General features: G+C 41.3%; 27 protein-coding genes and 1 tRNA gene. 9 read left to right on the top strand and 19 right to left on the bottom strand.

The window, feature by feature from the left end; genetic code table 11:
* Window positions 1-9: 9 nt before the first annotated feature.
* From ACZ5OK_RS05445 to ACZ5OK_RS05425, 5 genes are all read right to left on the bottom strand, one after another.
* Window positions 10-192: a hypothetical protein gene (locus tag ACZ5OK_RS05445; RefSeq protein ID WP_343839950.1), complete on the bottom strand. Its 183-nt coding sequence runs from the start codon at window positions 190-192 to the stop codon at window positions 10-12.
* 15 nt (window positions 193-207) lie between these two features.
* Window positions 208-906 (bottom strand): NAD(P)H-dependent oxidoreductase, encoded by a 699-nt coding sequence (locus ACZ5OK_RS05440; protein ID WP_343839948.1) that lies wholly within the window; start codon window positions 904-906, stop codon window positions 208-210.
* Window positions 907-1,005: 99 nt separating this feature from the next.
* Entirely contained in the window at window positions 1,006-1,401 is a 396-nt protein-coding gene (locus tag ACZ5OK_RS05435) for a DUF4440 domain-containing protein (RefSeq protein ID WP_343839947.1), read from the bottom strand.
* A gap of 125 nt (window positions 1,402-1,526) precedes the next feature.
* Window positions 1,527-2,744, bottom strand: coding sequence for a Zn-dependent hydrolase (locus ACZ5OK_RS05430; protein ID WP_343839946.1), 1,218 nt, complete (start codon window positions 2,742-2,744; stop codon window positions 1,527-1,529).
* Window positions 2,728-3,438 carry an L-2-amino-thiazoline-4-carboxylic acid hydrolase gene (locus tag ACZ5OK_RS05425; RefSeq protein WP_343839945.1) on the bottom strand — a complete coding sequence of 237 codons (711 nt, stop codon included), beginning with the start codon at window positions 3,436-3,438 and terminating at the stop codon, window positions 2,728-2,730. The genes ACZ5OK_RS05430 and ACZ5OK_RS05425 overlap by 17 nt, the downstream gene beginning before the upstream one ends.
* A 120-nt stretch (window positions 3,439-3,558) precedes the next feature.
* Here ACZ5OK_RS05425 and ACZ5OK_RS05420 point away from each other — a divergent pair, with 120 nt between their 5' ends.
* Window positions 3,559-5,022 (top strand): sodium/proline symporter, encoded by a 1,464-nt coding sequence (locus ACZ5OK_RS05420; RefSeq protein ID WP_343839944.1) that lies wholly within the window; start codon window positions 3,559-3,561, stop codon window positions 5,020-5,022.
* A gap of 205 nt (window positions 5,023-5,227) precedes the next feature.
* Here ACZ5OK_RS05420 and ACZ5OK_RS05415 read toward each other — a convergent pair whose 3' ends face one another.
* Window positions 5,228-5,410: a cupin domain-containing protein gene (locus ACZ5OK_RS05415; protein WP_343839942.1), complete on the bottom strand. Its 183-nt coding sequence runs from the start codon at window positions 5,408-5,410 to the stop codon at window positions 5,228-5,230.
* Window positions 5,411-5,694: 284 nt separating this feature from the next.
* Between ACZ5OK_RS05415 and ACZ5OK_RS05410 the strand changes: the two genes are divergently transcribed.
* A complete protein-coding gene (locus tag ACZ5OK_RS05410; RefSeq protein ID WP_343839940.1) occupies window positions 5,695-5,835 on the top strand; it encodes a hypothetical protein in 141 nt (46 codons plus the stop codon).
* Between the two features lie 201 nt (window positions 5,836-6,036).
* On the opposite strand, the gene ACZ5OK_RS05405 is transcribed toward ACZ5OK_RS05410, so the two are convergent.
* A tRNA-Val gene (locus ACZ5OK_RS05405) sits at window positions 6,037-6,108 on the bottom strand.
* A gap of 134 nt (window positions 6,109-6,242) precedes the next feature.
* Between ACZ5OK_RS05405 and ACZ5OK_RS05400 the strand changes: the two genes are divergently transcribed.
* Window positions 6,243-6,458, top strand: coding sequence for a hypothetical protein (locus tag ACZ5OK_RS05400; RefSeq protein WP_343839938.1), 216 nt, complete (start codon window positions 6,243-6,245; stop codon window positions 6,456-6,458).
* Window positions 6,459-6,478: 20 nt separating this feature from the next.
* Here ACZ5OK_RS05400 and ACZ5OK_RS05395 read toward each other — a convergent pair whose 3' ends face one another.
* The 5 genes from ACZ5OK_RS05395 to ACZ5OK_RS05375 all read right to left on the bottom strand — a co-directional run bounded on the left by ACZ5OK_RS05395 (window position 6,479) and on the right by ACZ5OK_RS05375 (window position 9,595).
* The gene (locus ACZ5OK_RS05395) at window positions 6,479-6,928 is read right to left on the bottom strand and encodes an Hsp20/alpha crystallin family protein (RefSeq protein WP_343839936.1); all 450 of its coding nucleotides are present in this window, start codon (window positions 6,926-6,928) and stop codon (window positions 6,479-6,481) included.
* 88 nt (window positions 6,929-7,016) lie between these two features.
* A complete protein-coding gene (locus ACZ5OK_RS05390; protein WP_343839934.1) occupies window positions 7,017-7,556 on the bottom strand; it encodes a GNAT family N-acetyltransferase in 540 nt (179 codons plus the stop codon).
* A gap of 264 nt (window positions 7,557-7,820) precedes the next feature.
* Window positions 7,821-8,180 (bottom strand): VOC family protein, encoded by a 360-nt coding sequence (locus tag ACZ5OK_RS05385; RefSeq protein WP_343839932.1) that lies wholly within the window; start codon window positions 8,178-8,180, stop codon window positions 7,821-7,823.
* A gap of 184 nt (window positions 8,181-8,364) precedes the next feature.
* Complete coding sequence (locus tag ACZ5OK_RS05380; protein ID WP_343839930.1) at window positions 8,365-9,378, bottom strand: DUF3231 family protein; 1,014 nt, start codon at window positions 9,376-9,378, stop codon at window positions 8,365-8,367.
* Between the two features lie 40 nt (window positions 9,379-9,418).
* Window positions 9,419-9,595: a hypothetical protein gene (locus ACZ5OK_RS05375; protein ID WP_464758550.1), complete on the bottom strand. Its 177-nt coding sequence runs from the start codon at window positions 9,593-9,595 to the stop codon at window positions 9,419-9,421.
* Window positions 9,596-9,816: 221 nt separating this feature from the next.
* On the opposite strand from ACZ5OK_RS05375, the gene ACZ5OK_RS05370 reads away from it, so the two are divergent.
* Entirely contained in the window at window positions 9,817-11,118 is a 1,302-nt protein-coding gene (locus ACZ5OK_RS05370; protein WP_343839928.1) for a Glu/Leu/Phe/Val family dehydrogenase, read from the top strand.
* Window positions 11,119-11,245: 127 nt separating this feature from the next.
* Here ACZ5OK_RS05370 and ACZ5OK_RS05365 read toward each other — a convergent pair whose 3' ends face one another.
* Both ACZ5OK_RS05365 and ACZ5OK_RS05360 read right to left on the bottom strand, forming a co-directional pair.
* Entirely contained in the window at window positions 11,246-12,670 is a 1,425-nt protein-coding gene (locus ACZ5OK_RS05365) for an aldehyde dehydrogenase family protein (protein ID WP_343839926.1), read from the bottom strand.
* 24 nt (window positions 12,671-12,694) lie between these two features.
* A complete protein-coding gene (locus ACZ5OK_RS05360; protein WP_343839922.1) occupies window positions 12,695-14,335 on the bottom strand; it encodes an acetolactate synthase large subunit in 1,641 nt (546 codons plus the stop codon).
* Window positions 14,336-14,618: 283 nt separating this feature from the next.
* On the opposite strand from ACZ5OK_RS05360, the gene ACZ5OK_RS05355 reads away from it, so the two are divergent.
* The 5 genes from ACZ5OK_RS05355 to ACZ5OK_RS05335 all read left to right on the top strand — a co-directional run bounded on the left by ACZ5OK_RS05355 (window position 14,619) and on the right by ACZ5OK_RS05335 (window position 16,217).
* Window positions 14,619-14,705, top strand: coding sequence for a YjcZ family sporulation protein (locus tag ACZ5OK_RS05355; protein WP_143060138.1), 87 nt, complete (start codon window positions 14,619-14,621; stop codon window positions 14,703-14,705).
* A gap of 493 nt (window positions 14,706-15,198) precedes the next feature.
* Window positions 15,199-15,282 carry a YjcZ family sporulation protein gene (locus ACZ5OK_RS05350; RefSeq protein ID WP_343840313.1) on the top strand — a complete coding sequence of 28 codons (84 nt, stop codon included), beginning with the start codon at window positions 15,199-15,201 and terminating at the stop codon, window positions 15,280-15,282.
* Between the two features lie 85 nt (window positions 15,283-15,367).
* Window positions 15,368-15,655 (top strand): hypothetical protein, encoded by a 288-nt coding sequence (locus ACZ5OK_RS05345; protein ID WP_343839920.1) that lies wholly within the window; start codon window positions 15,368-15,370, stop codon window positions 15,653-15,655.
* Window positions 15,656-15,829: 174 nt separating this feature from the next.
* A complete protein-coding gene (locus ACZ5OK_RS05340) occupies window positions 15,830-15,931 on the top strand; it encodes a YjcZ family sporulation protein (RefSeq protein WP_343839918.1) in 102 nt (33 codons plus the stop codon).
* Between the two features lie 64 nt (window positions 15,932-15,995).
* Window positions 15,996-16,217 (top strand): YjcZ family sporulation protein, encoded by a 222-nt coding sequence (locus ACZ5OK_RS05335; protein WP_425542210.1) that lies wholly within the window; start codon window positions 15,996-15,998, stop codon window positions 16,215-16,217.
* 77 nt (window positions 16,218-16,294) lie between these two features.
* Here the strand turns inward: ACZ5OK_RS05335 and ACZ5OK_RS05330 are convergent, their stop codons facing one another.
* From ACZ5OK_RS05330 to ACZ5OK_RS05310, 5 genes are all read right to left on the bottom strand, one after another.
* Window positions 16,295-17,413, bottom strand: coding sequence for a GerAB/ArcD/ProY family transporter (locus tag ACZ5OK_RS05330; RefSeq protein WP_343839915.1), 1,119 nt, complete (start codon window positions 17,411-17,413; stop codon window positions 16,295-16,297).
* 29 nt (window positions 17,414-17,442) lie between these two features.
* On the bottom strand, window positions 17,443-17,697 hold the full coding sequence (locus ACZ5OK_RS05325) for a hypothetical protein (protein WP_343839913.1): 255 nt from the start codon (window positions 17,695-17,697) through the stop codon (window positions 17,443-17,445).
* On the bottom strand, window positions 17,697-18,911 hold the full coding sequence (locus tag ACZ5OK_RS05320) for a Ger(x)C family spore germination protein (protein WP_343839911.1): 1,215 nt from the start codon (window positions 18,909-18,911) through the stop codon (window positions 17,697-17,699). Before ACZ5OK_RS05320 ends, ACZ5OK_RS05325 begins: the two co-directional genes overlap by 1 nt.
* A gap of 12 nt (window positions 18,912-18,923) precedes the next feature.
* A complete protein-coding gene (locus ACZ5OK_RS05315) occupies window positions 18,924-20,537 on the bottom strand; it encodes a spore germination protein (protein ID WP_343839909.1) in 1,614 nt (537 codons plus the stop codon).
* Window positions 20,538-20,619: 82 nt separating this feature from the next.
* The gene (locus ACZ5OK_RS05310; RefSeq protein WP_343839907.1) at window positions 20,620-21,756 is read right to left on the bottom strand and encodes an MGDG synthase family glycosyltransferase; all 1,137 of its coding nucleotides are present in this window, start codon (window positions 21,754-21,756) and stop codon (window positions 20,620-20,622) included.
* Window positions 21,757-21,878: the final 122 nt, after the last annotated feature.

Here is a 21,878-nt window from a genome sequence, read left to right as displayed (position 1 = left end):
ACTCCACATTTACTCTCCCCATCTTTTCGGGCTCCAGATGGTTCCTTCGATTTCTCCTTCCATCTGGTAAATACGTTTTTCCTGTTCTCTGATCAAGTCCTGGGCCGCTTTGATCAGTGTACGCCGATTATAGTCATCGGTGTTCGTAAATAAGTGCTGTAATTGTTCATGAATCCATGCGTTTTGTTCCATGTTTATCCACCTCTCTTAACGATGATACATCTGATTCAGGACAATTTTTAAATCCTCTATTTCTGATTGATTTTCTTCAATAATGTTTTTCGCATACTCCAATATGTTCTGTTCATCTGTGCCTTCACTGGTGTTAATTACGTCTTCCAGAAGGTCCATCAGCCAATTTTCACGAGTTGCCAGACTGTCATTATTCTCCATCGTAAGCATTTGCCAATAGGGAATCAGAATATCCATTTTCCTGTCATCCTCCGTGTAGACAAATTGGTATATTTCAAACGGAGGAAGATAGTGCATTCCAGTTTTACCCGCCATGGCCTGAAAAGGTTTTGTCAGTTCACTTATGGTAAATTGCTCATTGCCGCCAGCCCGATACTCTTTTTCTGATACGCCAATCATTAAAACTAATCCAAATTCCTTACCCTCCAAGATTCCGCCACGAGGGCCATGGGTCACCCCTTCTTCTAAAACAACATCCTGCCAGTGCTTTAATAAGGGCGGGGAGCTGTACCAGTAGAAAGGAAACTGAAAAATAATTCGATCATGTTCTCTTAGAAGCTCCTGTTCTTTCCTGACATCAATATTCCAGTCAGGATAAAGATTTTCTAAATGGTGAACCGTTATATTGCTGAAATCTTTTATTCCGTTTAGAAAATACTGCTGACTGTAGGACTCGATAATGTCTGGATGTGACACAATTAATAACGTTCGCACGACTGCAACCTCCTCATTACACATAGCTATCCATTACTATTATTGCCTCAGGATTATTAATTATTGGCTAACCCCTTAGATAATAGAGGAAGGAATAAACTAACTTACAGGCTCTTCGGTTTCCCGCACCAGCAGCCATTCACCACTGATCAACTGCCAGTTTTCAATCGTAAACAGCCTCGCCAATATCGTTCCTTCCTTTTCAAGGGTTTGTTCATAGAATACCACAGCATGGCCATGTTCCTTCAACCGAATCACCCTGTTATGAAATTTCTTTTTGGCCCCTGAATGCTGCTGAACGGATTGCTTCATCCCCTGAATCGCCTCTTCCCGATTGAATATCATCGGCTTAGCAGCTCCATTATTAAAAAAAACTACATAATAGTCTTCAGCCATCCTTTCTAATGCTGAAGTATCCCCGGATTGCATAGCTTTGTTCCAATCCAGGAGAAACTGGTCATGCATCTCGGTAAAATTCTTCAGATGTGGCTCCATATTCCGCCCCTCCATTTTCTGTAAAAGATTTACCACTTTTCCTATTCAACAAAAAGAGCTACTCCCCTTCCTGGAGAATAGCTCTTGCTGCAAAAACCTGAATACTTATGATTCATTTCAGGCTGTTACAGACGGTTTAACGTTTTATAAAGGACATTGGCTGCTTGTTCGATATCCTCGTCCAGGGAATATTCCTTAGGATTATGACTGATTCCATTAACAGACCTGACAAAAATCATCCCGACTGGAAAGTTATTTTTAAATTGCATTGCATCGTGACCTGCTCCACTCGGAAGACTTACCACGTTCTCTTCCAGTTCATGGATGCTTTCCTTAATTGCTTTTTGAATATCCTCATCACATAGGACCGGTTCAACACGCTGCAGTTCAGAAATTTGCAAGGATACATTTCTATCATTTGCTATGTTTTGTGCAAAATCTTTTATTTTTTGTTCGATAGAGTTTCTTTCACTTTCATCAATACTTCGGATATCGGCTGTAAACTCCACTTCGCCCGGAATGACATTCACACCGTTTGGCTTCACTGCTACTTTTCCAACGGTTGCTACAGCATCCTGAAACTGATTTGCAATTTTTTCGATCTCCGTTATGATGTGACTGGCAGCTGTAAGTGCATCGTGGCGCTGATCCATCGGTGTAGCTCCTGCATGCTCGGCAAGTCCCTCCAGATGGAATTTAAGCCATAATGGACCGGCAATACCTGTTACATTGCCTACACCTGTATGATTGAATTCCAGGACTTTTCCCTGTTCGATGTGTATTTCCAGATAAGCCTTTATGTTTTCTAATTGTGCCGTGTCAAGATGATCGATTTCCAGACCGTCATCCTTCATCGCCTGTTCGATTGTTATTCCATTCTGATCCTCTCTTTGGAGATCTTCTGTCGTTAAGGTTCCTGCAACGGCCCGACTTCCTATCATCCCAAAGCCAAATCTCGTTCCTTCTTCATCCCTGAAGGAAATAACTTTAACAGGATGCTTCGGTTTTATCCCCTGATCTTTTAACGTATGCATGACTTCAATGGCCGATAAAACGCCTACAGGGCCATCGTATTTTCCCCCGTCAGGTACTGTATCGATATGCGAACCCAGGAGGATGGCCGGCAGATCCTCTGTACCCTCCACAGATCCAATAAGATTGCCAATCGCATCATAATGGACACTTAGTCCGGCCTCTTTCATATAGTCTTCAACCAGTTTATTAGCTTTCTTTTCTTCATCGGTAAATGAAAACCGGTTGATTCCTCCGTTTTCTGTTCTTCCAATCTGGGAAAGTTCCTCAATATGGTTTATTAAACGTTTGCGATTAATCATGGTCTTCATCCTTTAGTTTAAATCGGAAATGACAATTCCCTTCTCTTAAAATATATTGATCATGTTCCACTTCAAAATTCGGGTTAAACCCTTTCGCAACAGCAGGATCAATCATTTGGCAATATAGAATCCCATATTCATGCATGCTGTCGTCCGCCCATTGTTGTCCAAACGGGCACACAGTAAAGTTTTGCTCAATTTCACCTTCTTTGTATTCTGTGGAAAAAGTAAATAATTCACTTCTTGGCATATCATAGTTGGTTAGGTAGTTTTCCCTCGCATTATTTTCTCCATTTGCTCGCGCTCGCTGTGCAATGCCACGCCCCCGTTCTTCGCCAAAGGTTCGAACACCCTCACGAATGGCATCCTTTCCTTTTTCACCGAATTGAGCAACAACGGCTTTGGCAATTTGTGCAAACAGTTTCGCCATTAAAGCATAGATTGTTAGATTTTCATCATAGTTTCGATCTGCACGGTGATTCCTAGGAATATAGCTGAATAGTCTGTGATTGATTCCGTCAACTGTAGCCTGCTTCGCGATTTCTTCAGCATCCTTATATCCAAAATTTTCAACCCCCTGCTCAATGAGTTTCTTACCCTCCTGTCCAAAATCCTGAATGACGGACTTTTCCACATGCGTAAACAGCTTGGCCGTAATCCCGTCCATAGACAATGGTGGTATATTGATTTTTGTTTCATTCATGCTTCTGCACATCCTTTATCATTAATAGATTGACAAACAGTTCTCTCTGCATATATTATATTAAAATCAATAAATACTGTAAAACATATCAGTTTAATAGGATTTAAGGGAGAGGAAATCATGAATTTAACAGCAGACAGTATAATCATTTATGTGGAAATTGCCGTGTATTTACTCATTGTACTGGGAATAGGAATTTACTTCAGCAGAAAAAAACTCAATTCCTCAGAGTACTTTTTGGGCGGGGATAAACTGCCTGGATGGGTATTGGCCTTTTCTGAAAGAGCAACAGCAGAATCCGCCTACATGTTTCTTGGGGCGGTTGGATTTATATACTTAGCAGGTCTTTCCGGGATCTGGCTTTTATCAGGGATGTTCTTTGGTGTTATTTTTTCATGGCTATTTTTATCAAGAAGGTTTATTAATGAAAGAAAAAAATATGATGTGTATACATTACCGGATTATTTTGCGGTGAAATTTCCTGAGCATGCGACCATCATCCGTTTATTATCTGCCATTATAATGGGAGCCTTCTCCCTGTTTTATATTGCCGGGCAGTTTTCCGGGACTGGTAAAACACTGTATTCCATATCCGGAATTGATATTACATGGGGAACAATCATCGTTGCGATTATTGTCATTGCCTATGCATGCATGGGGGGATTTATGTCCGTAGTATGGACGGATGCGGTTCAAAGTGCGTTAATGGTACTGGCATTTATCATTGTGCCTATCGCTGCTTTTATGGAAATCCAGCAAAGTGATTTATCCATCAGTCAATCCCTGGCCTCTATGGGAAATGGAGCTGACCAGTGGTTTGGCGGTCTTTCCGGCCTGGCACTCGGAGCCATGTTATTAACGAACTTCTCGTGGTTCTTCGGGTTTCTTGGAGGACAGCCTCAGCTCAGTTCACGTTTTATGGCGATTAAAAGTGAAAAAGAGTTAAAGACGGCAAAATGGGTGGCCTTTTTCTGGACCATTGTCGTCTATATTGGAGCATTTTTAGTAGGCATTCTGGGATCTGTCCTCTACAAACAGGACACGATTACAGATTCGGAAATGATTCTTCCTTATATGGTTTCTGAATTGCTGCCACCATGGATCGCAGGGATTATCTTTGCTGCAATCCTCGCTGCAATTATGTCGACTGCATCTTCTCAATTGCTGGTGGTTACAACGTCCATTAGTGAAGACATCATCCACAAAACATTTGGAATTAAAGCCAAAGAAAGCACCATTGTTAAAATATCAAGAATAACCGTTATTATTGGCGGAATCCTCGGAATCATTATTTCATTATTATCTGACTCATTTGTCGGGGGTGTGGTCGGCTTTGCCTGGGCAGGAATCGGTAATACATTTTCAGTCGTCGTTCTTTTGACATTCTTTTGGAAGAAAACTTCCGGAATTGGAGTCATTGCGACCATCATAACAGGCTTTTTCAGTGCAATTATCTGGACACTGTCCCCGCTGGAGGCTGTAGTGTCAGCCAGGGCAGGAACCTTCTTTGTCTGTCTGATTGTTGGAGTTGTATTCAGCTTAGTATTTCCAGATAAGAAGGCCGTTCAACAGGCTGCCAGCTAACTTAATTAATCATTCGAATCCTATTTTTATGAAGCAGCAAGGGCACAAAGTCATTTTCAGATTTCGTTGCCCTTGCTATTTATTATTTATCCCTCTTCTTCATTTCCTGAAAGTTTTTCCTGAAAGTTCTCGTATCTCACTTAACACCGGCAGCTCCGTCAGTTCCTCTTCCGTTACCCTTTTTTACTCAAATTTACATATAGACTTATAAAGGGTGTTGACTATTATTTTGAACGGAAAGCATTTCGTCTTCTTCAATATCCAGGATGTCATTTTCGTTTATTTCTGTTTCTGTGTCATCCGTGATGAAGAGTCCTGATCCGTTAAGCACATGTATAAATAAATTCATACCTGGATGCTTATGAGGCGGCAGCTCCTGTCCCGGCAAAAAGTTTTATACAAAAGCATTATGTCCGTTCTTTTTATAAACCATCTTTTTGGTAAACCGATTCTCTTTAAATTTTGTAAAATTGTCCAAGGACTTCTTTTCCATTTTTATAAAACCTTCTTAAATGATCCTCACTTTCCTGTCCCCTGCAAATTAAAATATCTTCCTGTAATTAAAGTTTGATTCCTGAATTGATCTTTATAAAATTTCCTGTCATCACAACCATAGCACAGCCTCTCCAAATATTCGTTGATATAAATCACATGGATTGGAGGGGAAGCTCTATGGGTCAGCAAAAGGACAATAATAAAACCAGCTTTTTCGATGTAGAACGCATGATTAATGAAGGTCTGGGTGGTGGAATGATAGACTCATTGAACAAGGAATTACAATTGGAAGCAGCAGAGGAAGGGGAAGCCAAATAAAGTGAAACTTCCATCAGTGAGGGTTTTCTCCATCCCCCACTGATGGTTAGTTGAACTTATCAGGAATTTACTGGGCGTTTATCCCCCTCTTAGTCTTGATTGGGTTACCCTCAAGACTTGAAGTGGGGGTATTACGGCCAGTTAATACGTGATAAAAACACCCTCATCCATAGCGTTTATGGATGAGGGTATCTTTCGCAGTGACTCCGAGTGGTTTCGAACCACCGACCCCTTGCCTGTCAAGCAAGTGCTCTCCCACTGAGCTACGGAGTCCTATGTAGTTATTTATATCGACAAAAATAAATATAACTTGTTTTTATATTATTGTCAATACGTTTGAAATCATTGGTTACCTGCATCTTACTCTACTCGGATTTGTAAGCCTGTTTATAGTCACTCTTTATTTTATGCTGAACCTGATTGAGGCTAACCGTTCAAAACGCTTGAGACTATGGATTTTCCTGGCAGGCTTCCTGCTGAATGAAGGACTTCTTTTTCTGCAAAGTCTGTTTGGATGGCTGGGATATGGAGTGCTCCCCCTATACAATGAAGGGTTCCTGACTGCAAGTGTGCTGTTATTAATTGGAATCTTGGGACTGTCCCCACATGCTTTAAAGCGTTAAAGGGTTGAGCATTTTTCTGCTCAACCTTCTATGTCTATATAGCCTGTATGCGGATTTCTTTTTGGAATCTTTATTTTAAGGTGCCCATCTTTAAAGGATGCGTACGTGTCTTCTTCTGAAATGGGAAATGGGAGAGCAATACTCCTTTCCATCCGCTGAAATGTTTGCTGCTGATGGATATAGGAGGTTTGATCATTTTTTTCTTCAAAAACACTTGAATCCTCTACGGCGATTTTTAACTGATGGCCATTTGGTCTGACATAAATCTGTTCTTTTTTATAACCGGATAAATCAGCCTCAATAACCACGTGGGTTTGATCCTCGTACATGTCAACCTGAAACGAATTCGGCTGAAGCAGGCTATCAAAATTTTTCATCGACTCCTGGAAAAACTGATCCATCTGCTGCATCAGATTTTCAAATGGTGAATCATTCAGACGCTTTGGGCGATATTTTCGATTTGAACCCATCCTCCACCACTCCCTTCCTTTTTTTACTACTAAACTATGCGGGAAGGATGGTGAGTTCATGGGCACATGGAAAAATAGGCACGAAGCATTATGTAATCTGTTTAACCTTAGACCACTCATATTCCAGCATACTCATTTCATAGATACTCCAGTAACGACCTCCATTTTGTACGACCTCTCTCCGTAAGCCTTCTTTTACAAAACCACACTTTTCATAGCAGGCAATGGCTGATTCATTGAAATCAAATACTCCCAGACTTACTCGATGTAGTTCAAGCTCATCAAAGGCAATTTTTAAAATTTCCCTGATCATCTGCTGGCCGATTCCTTTTCCCCGCATCTGCTTATCTCCTACGAGCACCTTGCTTACTCTGGCCGATTTTGTCTTTTTATTAATTTGCTTTAATGCAATATGTCCGACGACCTTCCCTGTTTCCTGCTCGATGACTTTATATGCCATTGTATCGGCATCCTTATGATTCGCATTTTTTATGTATTCTTCCAGCTGTCCTTCATCTAGCGGAAAATCAAAATGGGGACCCCCCCACTGCAGCATAAATGCCGGCGACTCTATCCACTCAATCAACTGCTTAAAATCTGATCGCTCAAAGTGCTCTAATTCAATCATTTGCAACCCCTCCAGTCATTGTTGAATTTTATAAAGTAAAACTTCCATCAGTGTGGGGGTTCTTCATCCCCCACTGATGGTTAGTTGAACTTATCAGGAATCTACTGGCCGTTTATCCCCCGCTTAGTCTTGTTGGGATACTCTCAAGACTTGAAGTAGGGGTATTACGGCCAGTTAATGCGTGATAAAAAAGACTTACTCCTGACAGTGACCGTTCCATACCATCCATCTTTTTATACATTTGCTCATATGTATTCTATTTAACTAGTGAACTTCAAATAACTCTAATCGGTGACCATCGGGATCATGAAAAACGGCTATCGTCCCCCAATCAAACGACAACTCTCTGTTCGAAAACGGAACCCCTTTTCCTTCCAGCTGCAGGACCGTTTCCTTAAGATTATCTACATTAAAACGAATAACGGCAGGATTCTGTTCTCTTGTTTTTTCCTGATTCGCGGACACACCTCCCTGTTCGACCATCAAATATCCCTGTGGCAGATTAAAAATAACGAGTGAGTCTTTTACTGTTCTTACTTCCAGCTGTAATTGATCCCTGTAGAAGGACACACATTCATCATAGTTTTCTACAAAAAGAATGAAGCCAAATTCCTGAAAATTCATGATAAACTCCTTCATTAAAATTTTTAAGGAAGTGATGTTTTTGCACGGTACATGGTACTTACCTCAGAATGATTGCATCCATTATTTTAACATATAGATATAGGAATTTTATCATTTTTCTGAATGATTTGTGAGATTGCTTAAAACAAGAAAAAAAGACCGCCACCCTGGCGATCTTTTCCTGTTATTCTGACTGATCTCGTTTTGTATAATCCGTTAAGGGCGGCTGCTCCATCCAGCCGTGGTCAATCATGATATTGGCCCCATCCTCGACAAATAAAGAAACATCTAAAAGAAATTTTGCGTACATTCCGCCAATATCACGCCGGCCGTTAAGGGATGCCCCATTGGCATAGGTCCGTACTTTCATCGAGAACATATCAATTTTGTGATAGAGCATCAGTTTATCAGAGAATGGAGCGGTAGTTGAATTGGTCACCAGATGATCAATGGATTTTGGTGTCGGGATTTTTTCCTCCTCCAGCTTTTTCTTATACGTTCCGATATGTCTATCATTTATATTTTTTCCTCTTAAAAAATATCTTCTTACTTTCTCACGGTTGGCTGTCTGACTAAAGCCAATCAGCAATGCTTTACTGGTCATGTCGTTGTTTATATTGTCATAAATGTGTGCTGTCTCTAATCCGTGTAATGGTCTGATATCTCCAAACATACCGTTCAGGAAGCTCTGTCTATGGACAAAATCTACTTGATCAGGGGGACTTGATACAGGAGGATTTATTAAGAAACCCTTTTTTTGTAAAACATCATTCACTTCTGAAATAAGCTTTATGGTTGAATCGAGGGTCTGGATAAAAAAGTCACGGATATCTGTTCTCGTCAACAAAGGTATGCCTGCATTATAAATACTTAACCCTGCTTTTCCTGTATACTGAAGATAATAAAGATAAAAGACATCTTCAAATAACCTTGGAGCATCTAAATTCACATCATCCTCCGTAAACCCTTTGGGCACCGGAAAATGACTTTCTTTGTAGAAAATCTGAATCTGATTGACGATTTGCTCACTTAAGCGTAACGCATGCTGCAAAACCTTTTTAATATCCGGATCCTCCACATGACGAAGATAATACTTCAGAACACAAATGGCCATCGTATTTCCGGTATATGTAGCCCACATTTTTCCCATTTCAGTTGGTGTCAAATTTTGGTTCTCTTCTGTTGATCTTTTTCTCATAGTTCACAACCTCTAAGTTCAGTTAAATTTTAGTTAAATTTTAGTTAACGTTTATCGAAGCGCGTATTTTGTCTTTTAGATAATAAAATCGGTCTCTGAAAAATAACATCATATTTCTTCTTAAATAATAGAACCAGTAGGTAAGCTTTTTTATTCTGAAGCCCAGAATAATGATAAGTACCATAAAAATTATCATCCAGATAAAAAATTTCCTCATACCAATCCCCCCTTAATTATTCATTAATGTAATGAAGGTACTAAACATAAAACCATTTTTATTATTCTCAGGAGGGAATTTAATTATTCATGTTTGGGACTGTCCCCACATTTATTAACGCGTTAACGCTTTAAAGGGTGTGGGGACAGTCCCAAACCATACATAAAAACGCAGGAACGAGGGACTTTACTAATAGGGATAAAATGTTTGGAGGTATGAACATGAAGGAACAGCATAAGCCGGAAGCTGATATTACCACTCATCATAAAAATCCATATGACATTGTGAAAGATCTTATTAAAGAGTCCGTCTCAAATCTCGGGTTGAATGAAAATGTTTATCATATATTGAAAAAACCGATGCGTGTAATGGAGGTATCGGTACCTGTCCGTATGGATAATGGAGAAATCCAAAATTTTACCGGATATCGTTCTCAGCACAATGATGTCCTGGGTCCAACCAAAGGCGGGATTCGTTTCCATCCATCTGTAACCTTGGATGAGGTCAAGGCGCTTTCCATTTGGATGTCGATGAAGTCAGCAATTCTGGATATCCCGTTTGGCGGTGGTAAAGGTGGCGTGATTGTAGATCCTAATGAGTTAAATGAGCGGGAACTTGAAGAGCTCAGTCGCTCTTATATCCGCTCCATCACTCCCGTTATTGGCCCCCAGAAGGATATTCCGGCACCTGATGTCAACACCAATCCGGAAGTTATGGGCTGGATGATGGATGAATTTGACAAATTAAGAGGGTATAATATTCCGGGCATTTTAACGGGGAAGCCTCTTATCATTGGTGGTTCTCAGGGGCGTATCGCTGCTACCGGACGTGGAGTTGTGTTTACTATCCGTGAAGCTGCCCGCCATCTGAATTTAGATTTGACAGAGGCAACTGCAGCCATTCAGGGATTTGGAAATGTGGGGAGTATGACGGCAAAATTTTTGCATCAGCTTGGAGTGAAAATTGTAGCAGTTACAGATGCCAAAGGTGGAATTTATAATAAAAACGGCCTGGATATTCCGAAATTACTGGAGTTTGTTAATAAAGGAAATATCGCATCCAATTATACAGAAGCCGATTCAATGAGCAATGAAGAAATGTTTGCCCTTCCCGTCGATGTACTCATTCCTGCTGCGATTGAAAACCAGGTTACAAAAGAAACAGCACCGAAAATTCAGGCTCGAATTCTGGCTGAAGCTGCAAATGGTCCCACAACCCCGGAAGGTGACAAAATTTTAGAGGAAAAAGAAATCTTTGTCATACCTGATATCCTTTGTAATGCTGGCGGGGTCACGGTCTCCTACTTTGAATGGGTACAAAATGCGATGAACTATTACTGGAAAGAGGATGAGGTTAATAAACAGCTGGAAGAACGGATGGTTGAAGGATTTAACAGAGTCCTGGAAATTCAGAAACAAAAAAAATCCCGCATGCGTGATGCCGCTTATACAACTGCGATTAAACACCTGGTTGAGGCTTTCCATGCACGTGGATGGGTAAAGGAACGTATGGATGTGGAATGATACGATATTAGACATTAATCCCCCGTTTGGCCAGCCGGGGTTATTTTTGAAACTGTCACTGATGTAAAAAATTCAGCACTGAACCAACTCACGCAATTTAAAAGGGCTGCACAAGGCAGCCCTTTCTTTATTGCTCCAGTTTTACGCCGATAAATTTTAATTCTGTCATATCTTCAATCGCGTATTTAACCCCTTCCCGGCCAAACCCGCTCTTCTTAACCCCGCCATAGGGAATATTATCCTGGCGATAGGTGGAGATTTCGTTGATCCATACGCCGCCCATTTCCAGTTTTTCAGCTACACGGAAGGCGCGGTTAATGTCTTTCGTGAACACGCCTGCCTGCAGACCGTAAATGGAGTTGTTGGAAAACCTCACAGCCTCTTCTTCAGTATCAAATGGAATAATGGATACAATCGGTGCGAAAACCTCTTCAGCAATCACTTTCATATTTTCATCCACATCTGTCATAATGGTAGGTTTAAGGATAGCTCCGTTCCGTTCACCCCCGGCAGCAATGGTAGCGCCTTTTTCAGCCGCATCATCAATCCACTGCTTAGCACGTTCAGCCTCCTTTTCATTAATCATTGGACCTACATCCGTTCCCTCTTCAGCAGGATCCCCTACTTTCAACGATTCTGTCAGGCTTACATACTCTTTGAGGAACTGATCATACACTTCTTTTTGTACGTAAATTCGCTGAGCTGAAATACAAACCTGACCCGAGAAAGCAAAGGCTCCGGTTACTAAGCTCTTCACTGCCTGATCCAGGTCTGCATCCGAAAAAATAATATTAGGGGAGTTGGAACCCAGTTCAAGAGTGACCTTTTTAAACCCGGCTGATTCTTTAATGGAGCGTCCGACCGGCAGACTTCCTGTAAAGGATATTTTATGGATTTTATCGTGCTTTACGAGTGGATCGCCCACTTCCTTGCCGGTTCCCATGACTAAATTTAATGCACTTTCAGGAAGTCCTGCCTCATGAAAGAGCTTCGTTAATTTATAGGCGGAAATCGGTGTTTTTTCGGCCGGTTTAAAAATCACTGCATTTCCGGCTGCCAGCGCTGGTGCCAATTTATGAAGGGATAAGTTTAATGGAAAATTAAAGGGAGTAATAGCCGCTACTACCCCAAGCGGATCCCGCTTGGCAAAGCCCATTCTTCCGTTTCCGCCAACTGCTGCATCCATAGGAATAACTTCACCAGTAATGTCTTTCGCTTTTTCGTAAGCAAATCTCAGAACTTGAATGGCACGATGCACTTCACCGCGACTGGCACTAATCGGTTTTCCGGCTTCCTTAACGACGGTCTGGGCAAATTCCTCCGTTCGCTCCTCCAGTAAATCAGCCGTTTTTCGCAAAATATCGGCACGTTCATGCGCAGGCATTTTTTTCATCGTGTCATGAAAGGCTTTATAGGAATCATCAATGGCCTCATTTAGCTCCTGCTCTGTAGCGAGTGCGATGTCATCGATTTTTTCTCCTGAATAAGGGTTGTGAATAGGCATAGTGTTTTCACTTGTAAGCTCTTTGCCGTTAATAATGGAACCAATCAATGTTTTTTCCTCCTCTATTGGAAGCTAACAAATGATGTTTCCCAGCTTTTCAGTTAGCTTCATATTTTCGCGGTAATCAACTGGGCAATCAATGAAAACAGGTTGATTTAAAGAAACGGCTTTTTCTAATGATGACTGTAAATCTTCTGCTTTTTCAATCTTCATAAATTCAAAGCCGTATGATTTTGCCAAAAGCTCGTAATCCGGGTTACCGAATTTGATATAGGAAGCCCGGTCGAATTTTTTGTTCTGATGCCATTCAATTAAACCGTAGCCTTCATCCCTCCACATCAGCACAACAATGGGGAGATTCAGTCGCTTGGCTGTTTCCATTTCAGCTCCGGTCATTTGAAAAGAACCATCTCCACAAACAGCGACGACATTTCTTTCAGGGTGCACCATTTTGGCCGCAATCGCACTCGGAACAGCAACACCCATAGAGGCAAGGCCATTTGAAATTAAGCAGGTGTTCGTTTCATACGTATGATACATCCTTGCCATCCACATTTTGTGAGCCCCGACATCTGAGATCGCGATGTCCTGTTCATTTAAAACGGAGCGTAAATCAGCAATAATTTTTTGCGGCTTTACAGGAAAACCTGAATCCTGTTTGTACATTTCCAATTCGTTTAAGGCCTGTTTTCGAACATTCATAACCCAATCATTGTTTCTGCCAGTCTTGGATAAGGCCTGCTGAAGTTTGTCCAAATTGAGTTTTAAATCACCCAACACATTTAAAGCAACAGGGTAGTGTTTATCGGTTTCCGCCTCTTCGGTATCAATGTGCAAAATAGGGGTCTTCCTTTCGGGGTTCCAATTTTTTGGCGGGTATTCGGCAATATCAAAACCAATCGTAATGATTAAATCTGCTCCTGTAAACCCGCAAGTAATATAATCCTGTCCTCCAATTCCAGCTGTCATAAGACTTAGATCATCCTTCCAGGAAAGAGCCCCCTTTCCCATAAACGAATGTACCACAGGAATCTCGGTTTTCTCTATTAGTTTGCCTAATTCTTCCTTTGCCTGTTGTCTTGTAATTCCGTTTCCAGCAAGGATGAGAGGGTGTTCTGCTTTTTCAATCAGGGAAGCCGCTTCCTGAATCATCTGAGTACCAGCTGTGGTGTGTGGACGTTCGGTCGGTTCAAGTGGATGTGCTTCAATTTCCATTTCCGCTATATCCTCTGGTAAATCAATATGGGTCGCTCCCCATTTCTCCTGACCAGCAACCTGAAATGCCTTTCGAACGACTTCAGGAGTGATTTCACCTTTTTTAATCTGTGCATTCCATTTTGTTACCGGTTTGTACATGGATATTAAATCGTAGTGCTGATGAGATATTTTATGATGACGATCCAGTCCAGCCTGTCCGGTAATCGCAACGAGTGGGCAGTGATCCATATTCGCATTGGCTACACCTGTAAGAAGGTTGGTCGCACCAGGGCCCAGGGTTGCGAGACAGACACCTGGTTTACCAGTCAGCCTGCCATAAGCTCCTGCCATAAAAGCTGCACTTGTCTCATGTCTGGTTACGATAAACTCAATATTTGAGTCATTGAAAGCATCCATTAAATCTATATTTTCCTCACCTGGAACACCAAACACATACTCCACACCCTCCTGCTCCAGGCATTTTACAAATAACTCCGCAACCTTCACGTGGCTCATCCTTTCTTTTTGTGGGGACAGTCCCCACATTTGCTACCGCGTTAACGCGGTGAAGGGGTGAGGGACTGTCCCCAAAAAGAGTTCTGAATTTCCTTATTTTAGTTTGCTCGAGTGGGTGGGGAATATGCGCCGGGACTGTCCCCACATGCTTTAAACCGATAAAGTATTAATTTTTTTCGGATCTGGGTGTTTGCCCTGAACACTTTTCTTTCTGCTACATAGGGTGGGAGTAGAAATAGTTCATGAGGCTATTTCAAACTAACCAACGGAGGGATGCTTCATTATGTCATTCGGTTACAACAACGGATTTGCGTTAATTGTAGTGCTGTTTATCCTACTCATTATTGTTGGGGCAGCTTATGTTGGTTAATAAATGATAGATAATCATATGTTTTGAACCGAGGCCACCTGAATAGGTGGCCTCTTATATTTTTGTAGAAAGTGAAACTTCCATCAGTGGGGGTTTTCTTATCCCATACTGATGGTTAGTTGAACTTATAATGAATTTACTGGCCGTTTATCCCCAACTTAGTTTTGTTGGGGTATCCTCAAGACTTGAAGTGAGGCTATTACGGCCAGTTAATGCGTGATAAAAAAAGGTTCTCCGCCTGCTCTCCTTTTTCATTGTTTCACTTGATATCCGTCTCTGGAAAGCTCATTAGAATCTTACTTAACGTTGTATTAAGTTATGGCGGAAATTTTTTCATCGACCAAAGTGTTTTAACTCAGTCTTACTTAAAAAGTTTTTAAAAAATCCTCTTATCCTGGTTATGTGTCCTATACACAAAAATACCAGGTACATACGTTGACTGTAGAGATAGTTAATCAGACTATTTCAGAAAGTTAACAAGGAGGGATCTGTTGTGTCACATCGTTATTCAGGCGGTTTTGCGCTGATTGTTGTTTTATTTATTCTGCTTATCATCGTAGGAGCTGCTTGTGTATAAAGCTTAACAGGCTTAACAATAGATCCATTTCAGTACGTACAGCATTTGAATGAGACATGACTTTATCATATTTAGGAGGGGAATTATGTACGATCAACAACCACCTTTTTTACCTCAGCCACATGAACCTGTATATGAAAATGATGAACGAATCTGGGGAGGATTTGCAGTCCCATTTTTAACTGGCGCAGCTGCAGGCGCAGTTTTTGACGACTTTTTCGGTCCAGGTTACGGGTACGGACCAGGACCAGGACCAGGATTTGGTTACGGATATGGGCCTGGATTCGGCTACGGGTATGGCAGACCACGTCCAGGCTTCGGATACGGTCCACGTCCGCGTCCTCGTCCCGGGTTCGGCTATCATCCTTGGTAAGGGATGGAAAAAGTAATGACTGGGAAAGGATTGATTCTTTTCCAGTCATTACTCACTCATAAATTTCGTCATTCTCATGCATTAGCCTATACAGACATTTTCCCTAATTCATAGGGTATTAGTGTAATGGTTGAATGAACCATGATAAGCCAAAAATTTGGAGGGATATGAATCATGTCACACGGATATACAGGTGGATTCGCTTTGATTGTCGTACTGTTTATTTTGCTAATTATCGTCGGCGCAGGTAGTGCTGGCTTTGGATACGGTTACTAATCGTCTCTTTTAAATAAATGAGCGGTTGATACATTCTTAAAAAGGAGGAGTTCTCATGTCACACATGTACGGATATAACCAGAATGTTGCCGGAGCACATGACTTTGGCGGACCAGGTTTTGGAGGACCTGGCGTCGGCGGAATGCATCATGGATTTGCAGGACCAGACTACTGCTATTATGACCATGGTGGATTTGGCCACGGCTTCCGCGGAGGCTTCGCGCTTATTGTAGTACTGTTCATCCTATTAATTATTATCGGAGCTACCGTTGTTAATTACGATTAATAAATCCCAAAAAAGGCCGCCTGAAAACAGGCGGCCTTTTTTGGGACTGTCCCCACATCCTTTAAAGCGTTAAAGTGCTATTTCCTCTTTTTTCGCTTTTTCTTTTTTTTATTTTTTTTCCGGAGTCGGGCTACGATAATTAACAGGACCGGCAGCACAATTCCAAATGTACCTGCAAGAGGCGCAAGATCATGGGCCAGAAAGTTTTGATAGGCAATCATATTGGGAGCCAGGTACACGCCCGCAATCAGAATCAGGAACGCCAGTGGAGTAGATAAAACTTTTGGTGACCTTAACTGAAACAAATGACTCATACCCAGTGACAAAACATAAAAATTGATGGATATCTTAAAAAATATCGTAAAAAACCATGCAATAGCCACTAATATTTCGATTCTCTCAAGAAACTGTATACCACTTATTTTTTTCCCGAGGATATAGGTCGGATAGACATTACGCGCACTAAAATCAGGCCCAAGCACCAGTAATGACATTAAAGTAACGGCAAATAACAGAAATGAGCCGATTCCAACACCTATGTAAAAGGCTTTTCTCCCTGGTCCGATCCGATTAACGTACGGTAATAAGGCCAAAAAAACAACTAATTCAAAATAGGGTGTGCCCAGTGTAGGAAAAACCGTTAAAAAAGCACCCTCAATATTATTTACCAATACTGGCTGTATGTTTTTAAAATCTGCCTGTGGTGCCACAAAAATAATCAGGAGCATCAGCGAGGTGAATGCGTATGGAAAAAAGATTTCACTTGTTCGTCCTATAACCTCAATTCCAAGTTTAATAGCATATAGACTGGTTAATACAAAAATGAGCATAATCACCTGAATGGGTGTCTCCACCATTACCTGTGTTGTGATGAAGTCCCCGATCTGCCTTAAATTTTTTCCTGATACGATATAGACAAAGGTAAGAAATAGGACGGTAACGCTTTTTCCTATCCATTTTCCAAAAACGTATTCAAACAGTTCAAAAAGATTTTTATTTTTATTGATCCGGTTCACCTGATTCAGTAAAAAAACAATCATTAAGCCTATAAGAGTAGTTAGGATTATAGTTATCCAGGCATTTTCCTGTGCATATGTTGAAATAGTGGACGGGATGGCAATAATTGATGTCCCCAGTGAATACATGACGACTAATACTGTAAACTGGCGTGCGTCAATTTTGCCTTTTTCAATCATAACCATCCCTCCTCACGTCAAAGTATCCTTTAATTCATTTTATAGCTCTGGTGCTGATCAAGTCTCTGATTAAACGATTCAAAAATTGGGTGGTAAATTTCCCCTATTCCGTGGACCACATAAGGAATCTGCACATCCAATATATGAAGCATGAGCAGACCTAAACTAATGGCAAAAAAAGCCATGTAAACCCGGCGCTCCCGTTTCTTACCAGTCTTTACCGATGAATAATCAATCTTAAATACAATAACTGCAGCGACAAGCAGCGAAATCACCTTAAGCATTACTGATCACCCTGTTTTTTCCCGGAAATGTCTTTCATAAACGGCTGGGTTATCGTTCCGGTCCTTCTTATTTTCACATCCACTTTCACATCCACTTCTAAATCTTGAACAAATGTTTCCTCCCAATTTTTCTGAATCTTTTTCCACTTCTTTGGGTTCGAGCGGCTAAGCACCTCTCCAAAGCCAAATATATCCGCTTCTAGTTCCTGTGCCCTTTTCACACTGGCTTTTATTACATTTTTCGCTTCATTCTCCATTTTTTTTTCATATTTTTTTATTGTCTTCTGATTCGTAAAATCAATGCTGCAGGATACATCAGCGATATTGGCTTCTGACGTAAACTTGATTTTCATTTTCGGTTTATTGCCCTTAATCGTTCCTTTCAGTTCTGTAGAATTTTTAAATGCCTCAACTGATAATTCCCCATTTTTTCCACAAGGAACGACTCCGGTAGTATTTTGAATATTGTTTGTAATGATGTTAAACCCTCTGCTTTGATCCTCATCCAGCCAGCCCACCAATTTATCATTTTGAAAGACACCAAGACCACTGGACTTAATGGAGGCATAAGGAGGGACATTCTGTACGTTTTCAAGATTTTGACCCAGGTTCACATCCCCTAATATGACTAATTCAGTCAGAACCGCCTCTTTCCCCTTTGATGTCATGGAAGCAATCAGTTCATCAAGCTGGACTACCTTTGTTGGGGCCCAGAAATTATGTGAAGACTTTAAAGTGGAAAAGATTTTGTTCGCCGGAATCTTTTCTATAGGGGTTAAAATGTTGATAATGTCTTCTGCATCATAATTTCGAGCAATCGCAAAGTTAAAATCCGTTCTCATTTCGTGATCACGGGAGATAAAATCGAGGCTGTCGCCAATCCCCTGTTTTGCATATTCCTCACCAAAAATAATCATTCGAATATGGCTCAAATAAAGCTTCCTTGGGGCCAATGTCGTTAACCGCCGGATGGTTTCAAATAAGGTCTGTCCAGTGGATGTAAAAGTGGTGACAGCTGTTCGTGTGGTAAACGTTTGACCGGCATTCTCACTTGGATTAATCACCTGAGCCGTTACTTTTATATCTTCCCCTTCCTTATCGATCCCGAGTGCGGTAACAATAGCAATATCTGTTAATTCTCTGGAACTCCAGCAGCCCGAAATGCTCAGAGCTACTATTAAACATAAGCCAATTCCCTGAAGCTTTTTGATCATAAGCATAATCTCCTATTGATCATTCTTGTTGTTCGGAGGCCTTGGAGATGAAGTATTACCCCGGACAACATTCTTTTTGTTAATCAGCTTCTGCCTTTCTCCCATTTTCCAAAAAGGCAGACGTAAAAGGACATCCTTCTGATCACTGGCAATGAACGGTCCCATAGGCGCAAGATATGGAATCCCAAAGGAGCGTAAACTGGATAAATGCAAAATTAAGATAATCAATCCTAAAATAATCCCAATGAGACCAAACACTGCAGCTACCATCATGAAGCCAAAACGAATGATTCGTATGGAAATCGTCATATTGAAAGCAGGTGTGACAAAACTGCTGATTGCGGTTAAGGCCACAACAATGACCATTGCCGAGGATACTATCCCTGCTTCAACAGCGGCCTGACCTATCACTAGAGCTCCAACGACCTGTATAGCAGAACCAACGGCTTTGGGCATTCTTGTTCCTGCTTCTCTTAAAATTTCAAAAGTAACCTCCATCATGAAGGCTTCAACAAACGCCGGAAAGGGAACCCCCTCTCTCTGGGCAGCCAGACTGATCAGCAATGGGGTAGGAATCATTTCCTGATGAAACGTGGTTAATGCAATATAAGCAGATGGGGTTAATAAAGCGAGAAAAAAACAGAGAAATCGAAGCAGGCGCATTAACGATCCGATATCCGATCGCTGATAATAATCTTCAGTTGCCTGAAAATAATGAATAAATACGGTAGGTGCCAATAATGCAAATGGTGTCCCATCTACTAAAATAGCTATCCTCCCCTCCAGCAGACCTGCACAAATACTATCCGGCCGCTCAGTATTATACAAGGTTGGAAAAGGGGTAAACGTTTCATCCTGAATCAGTTCTTCTATGTAACCACTTTCGAGAATTCCGTCGATATTAATCTTATCCAGCCTGCGATGGACCTCTTGAACAATATCATCATTGGCGACTCCATTTATATAGCAGACGGCAACATCAGTGTTTGATTTCTTTCCGATTTTTTTCGATTCAATCCAAAGATTCGGATCCTTAATTCTTCTCCGTATAAGACTCGTGTTTGTCCATAATACTTCGGTAAAACCCTCTTTGGGCCCGCGGACTACCGGCTGTGATGAGGGTTCTTCAACGCTTCGGCTCTCATAGCCCGGGGAAGAAATCGCCAACCCTATCATAAATCCGTTTAATAAGAGGACAGTGTTCCCTGATAAAATTTCCTCATAAACCGTTTGATAATCCGTAAGTTCTCTTATGTCACTCGTGGCTAAGGAACGATCCTTCATTTGGGTTAAGATATCTTTCATTTCAAGAGGGTTCTGTCCCTGGTCAGACACACGGATATCCACCATTAAGGTTTCCATGATGAAGTTCTGAACAAAATTTTTATCCACGAGTCCATCTGTATAAATTACCGCTGCCTGAACAGGATAATCGGTTCCAATTTGAAATAAACGAGTGACAAGATCGGAACTGTTTCCCATCCCGTTTTGGATATACTGTACATCGTTATTGACTGCACCCGTCAGTGGCTGTTGATGATTGGAGGAGGTTTGCTGCTGAGCTTTCTTTGATTTCGCAGATTTTGATTTAGACTTTCCCATTAAACTTCGAAACTTCTTCTTCATACCCCAAACCTCCACGACACGTCTTTGAATCTTATCATGTGTCAGGCACTGGAATTTTATGCAGGGACTGTCCCCACGTTCATTAACGCGTTAACGCGTTAATGGAGTGCGGGACAGTCCCCAACTTATAAAGCAATTCCTCCGGGGATTCTGGTTCGAGGCTTGCATGATATTGATTGAGCTTTTGATTGTATCTAATGATCGTGTTGTCATTCTCATAAAACTTTACCAGCATGTTTTCAAAGTTTTGATTAGACTGCCAGGTTTGAAAGCTGGTAGCTAAACCAAGATTCCGTAGCTGTTCCATGTTTAACTCTTCCTGCCCGGGAAGGGTATGATAAACAAATATGGGCACTCTTTTTAACAAACTTTCACTAATGGTCACGCCCCCCGGTTTTGTAATAATTCCATCACAGGTCTCATACATGGAATCCATTTCTTCACGGGAGGATATATAAGGAATAGGCGTCACATTAGAATGGTGAAGCTCGTTCAACCGTTGATATAAGGACTGATTTTTGCCGCAAAGGACCCGATACTGAATGCTTTCATTCTTTACCCTGGCCACAAAGTTTTCAATTAAGCCTACACCTAAATTTCCACCTGTAATCATAAGGTTGAGCCTGGTTCGCTCTTGATGAGGCTGGTCCTTCACAGGTGAAAACTTCCGATGAACCGGGATGCCTGTTACAAAAATCCGATTTTCAGTGACCCCTTTCTTAAGCAGATATTCCTTCATTCTCAGGGAAGGAACAAAGTGAAATTCAATATTCCTTGTTCCCCATAGCTGATGGATAAAATAATCGGTATACACGTTCACAACAGGAGTTGAAATTTTCTTCCGCTCTTTTAACCTGCTTAATAAATAAGAAGGCAGCGCATGGGTGCAGACGATCAGATCCGGCTGTTTTTCAGTTAATATGTCCTCGATAACCCGAATAAACAACCATTCGTAATGCCGATACCGTTTCTCTTCATACTGACCTTCAACGACAATTTTGCGGTAGATCCAGCTGTAAACTTGCGGAAAAGAATCAATCCATTTTAAATAAATGGCTGAGATCATCCGCTCGATCCTTCCATAACCATAGTGCAGAATATCGACCTTATCGCATTCAATAGCAGGATCGAGTTCCTTGAGCCCGTCCCTTAGCGAATCGGCAACCTGATGATGCCCCGAGGAAATTTGTAAAAACGGAAGAAACAATACCTTTTTCATGATCATCATGCTCCTGTTATAAGGATTAAGTGATACTTATACAATGGAAAACTGCTTGCTTTCGCCTTTTTAGTATGTGTTCCTGATCCTGTACTATCCTAAGTAAAATTACAAACCTCAGG

It is taken from the genome of Salinibacillus aidingensis, from assembly GCF_055393355.1.
Note: the sequence above shows the minus strand (reverse complement) of the source record. Positions and strands in the feature narration are given on the sequence as shown.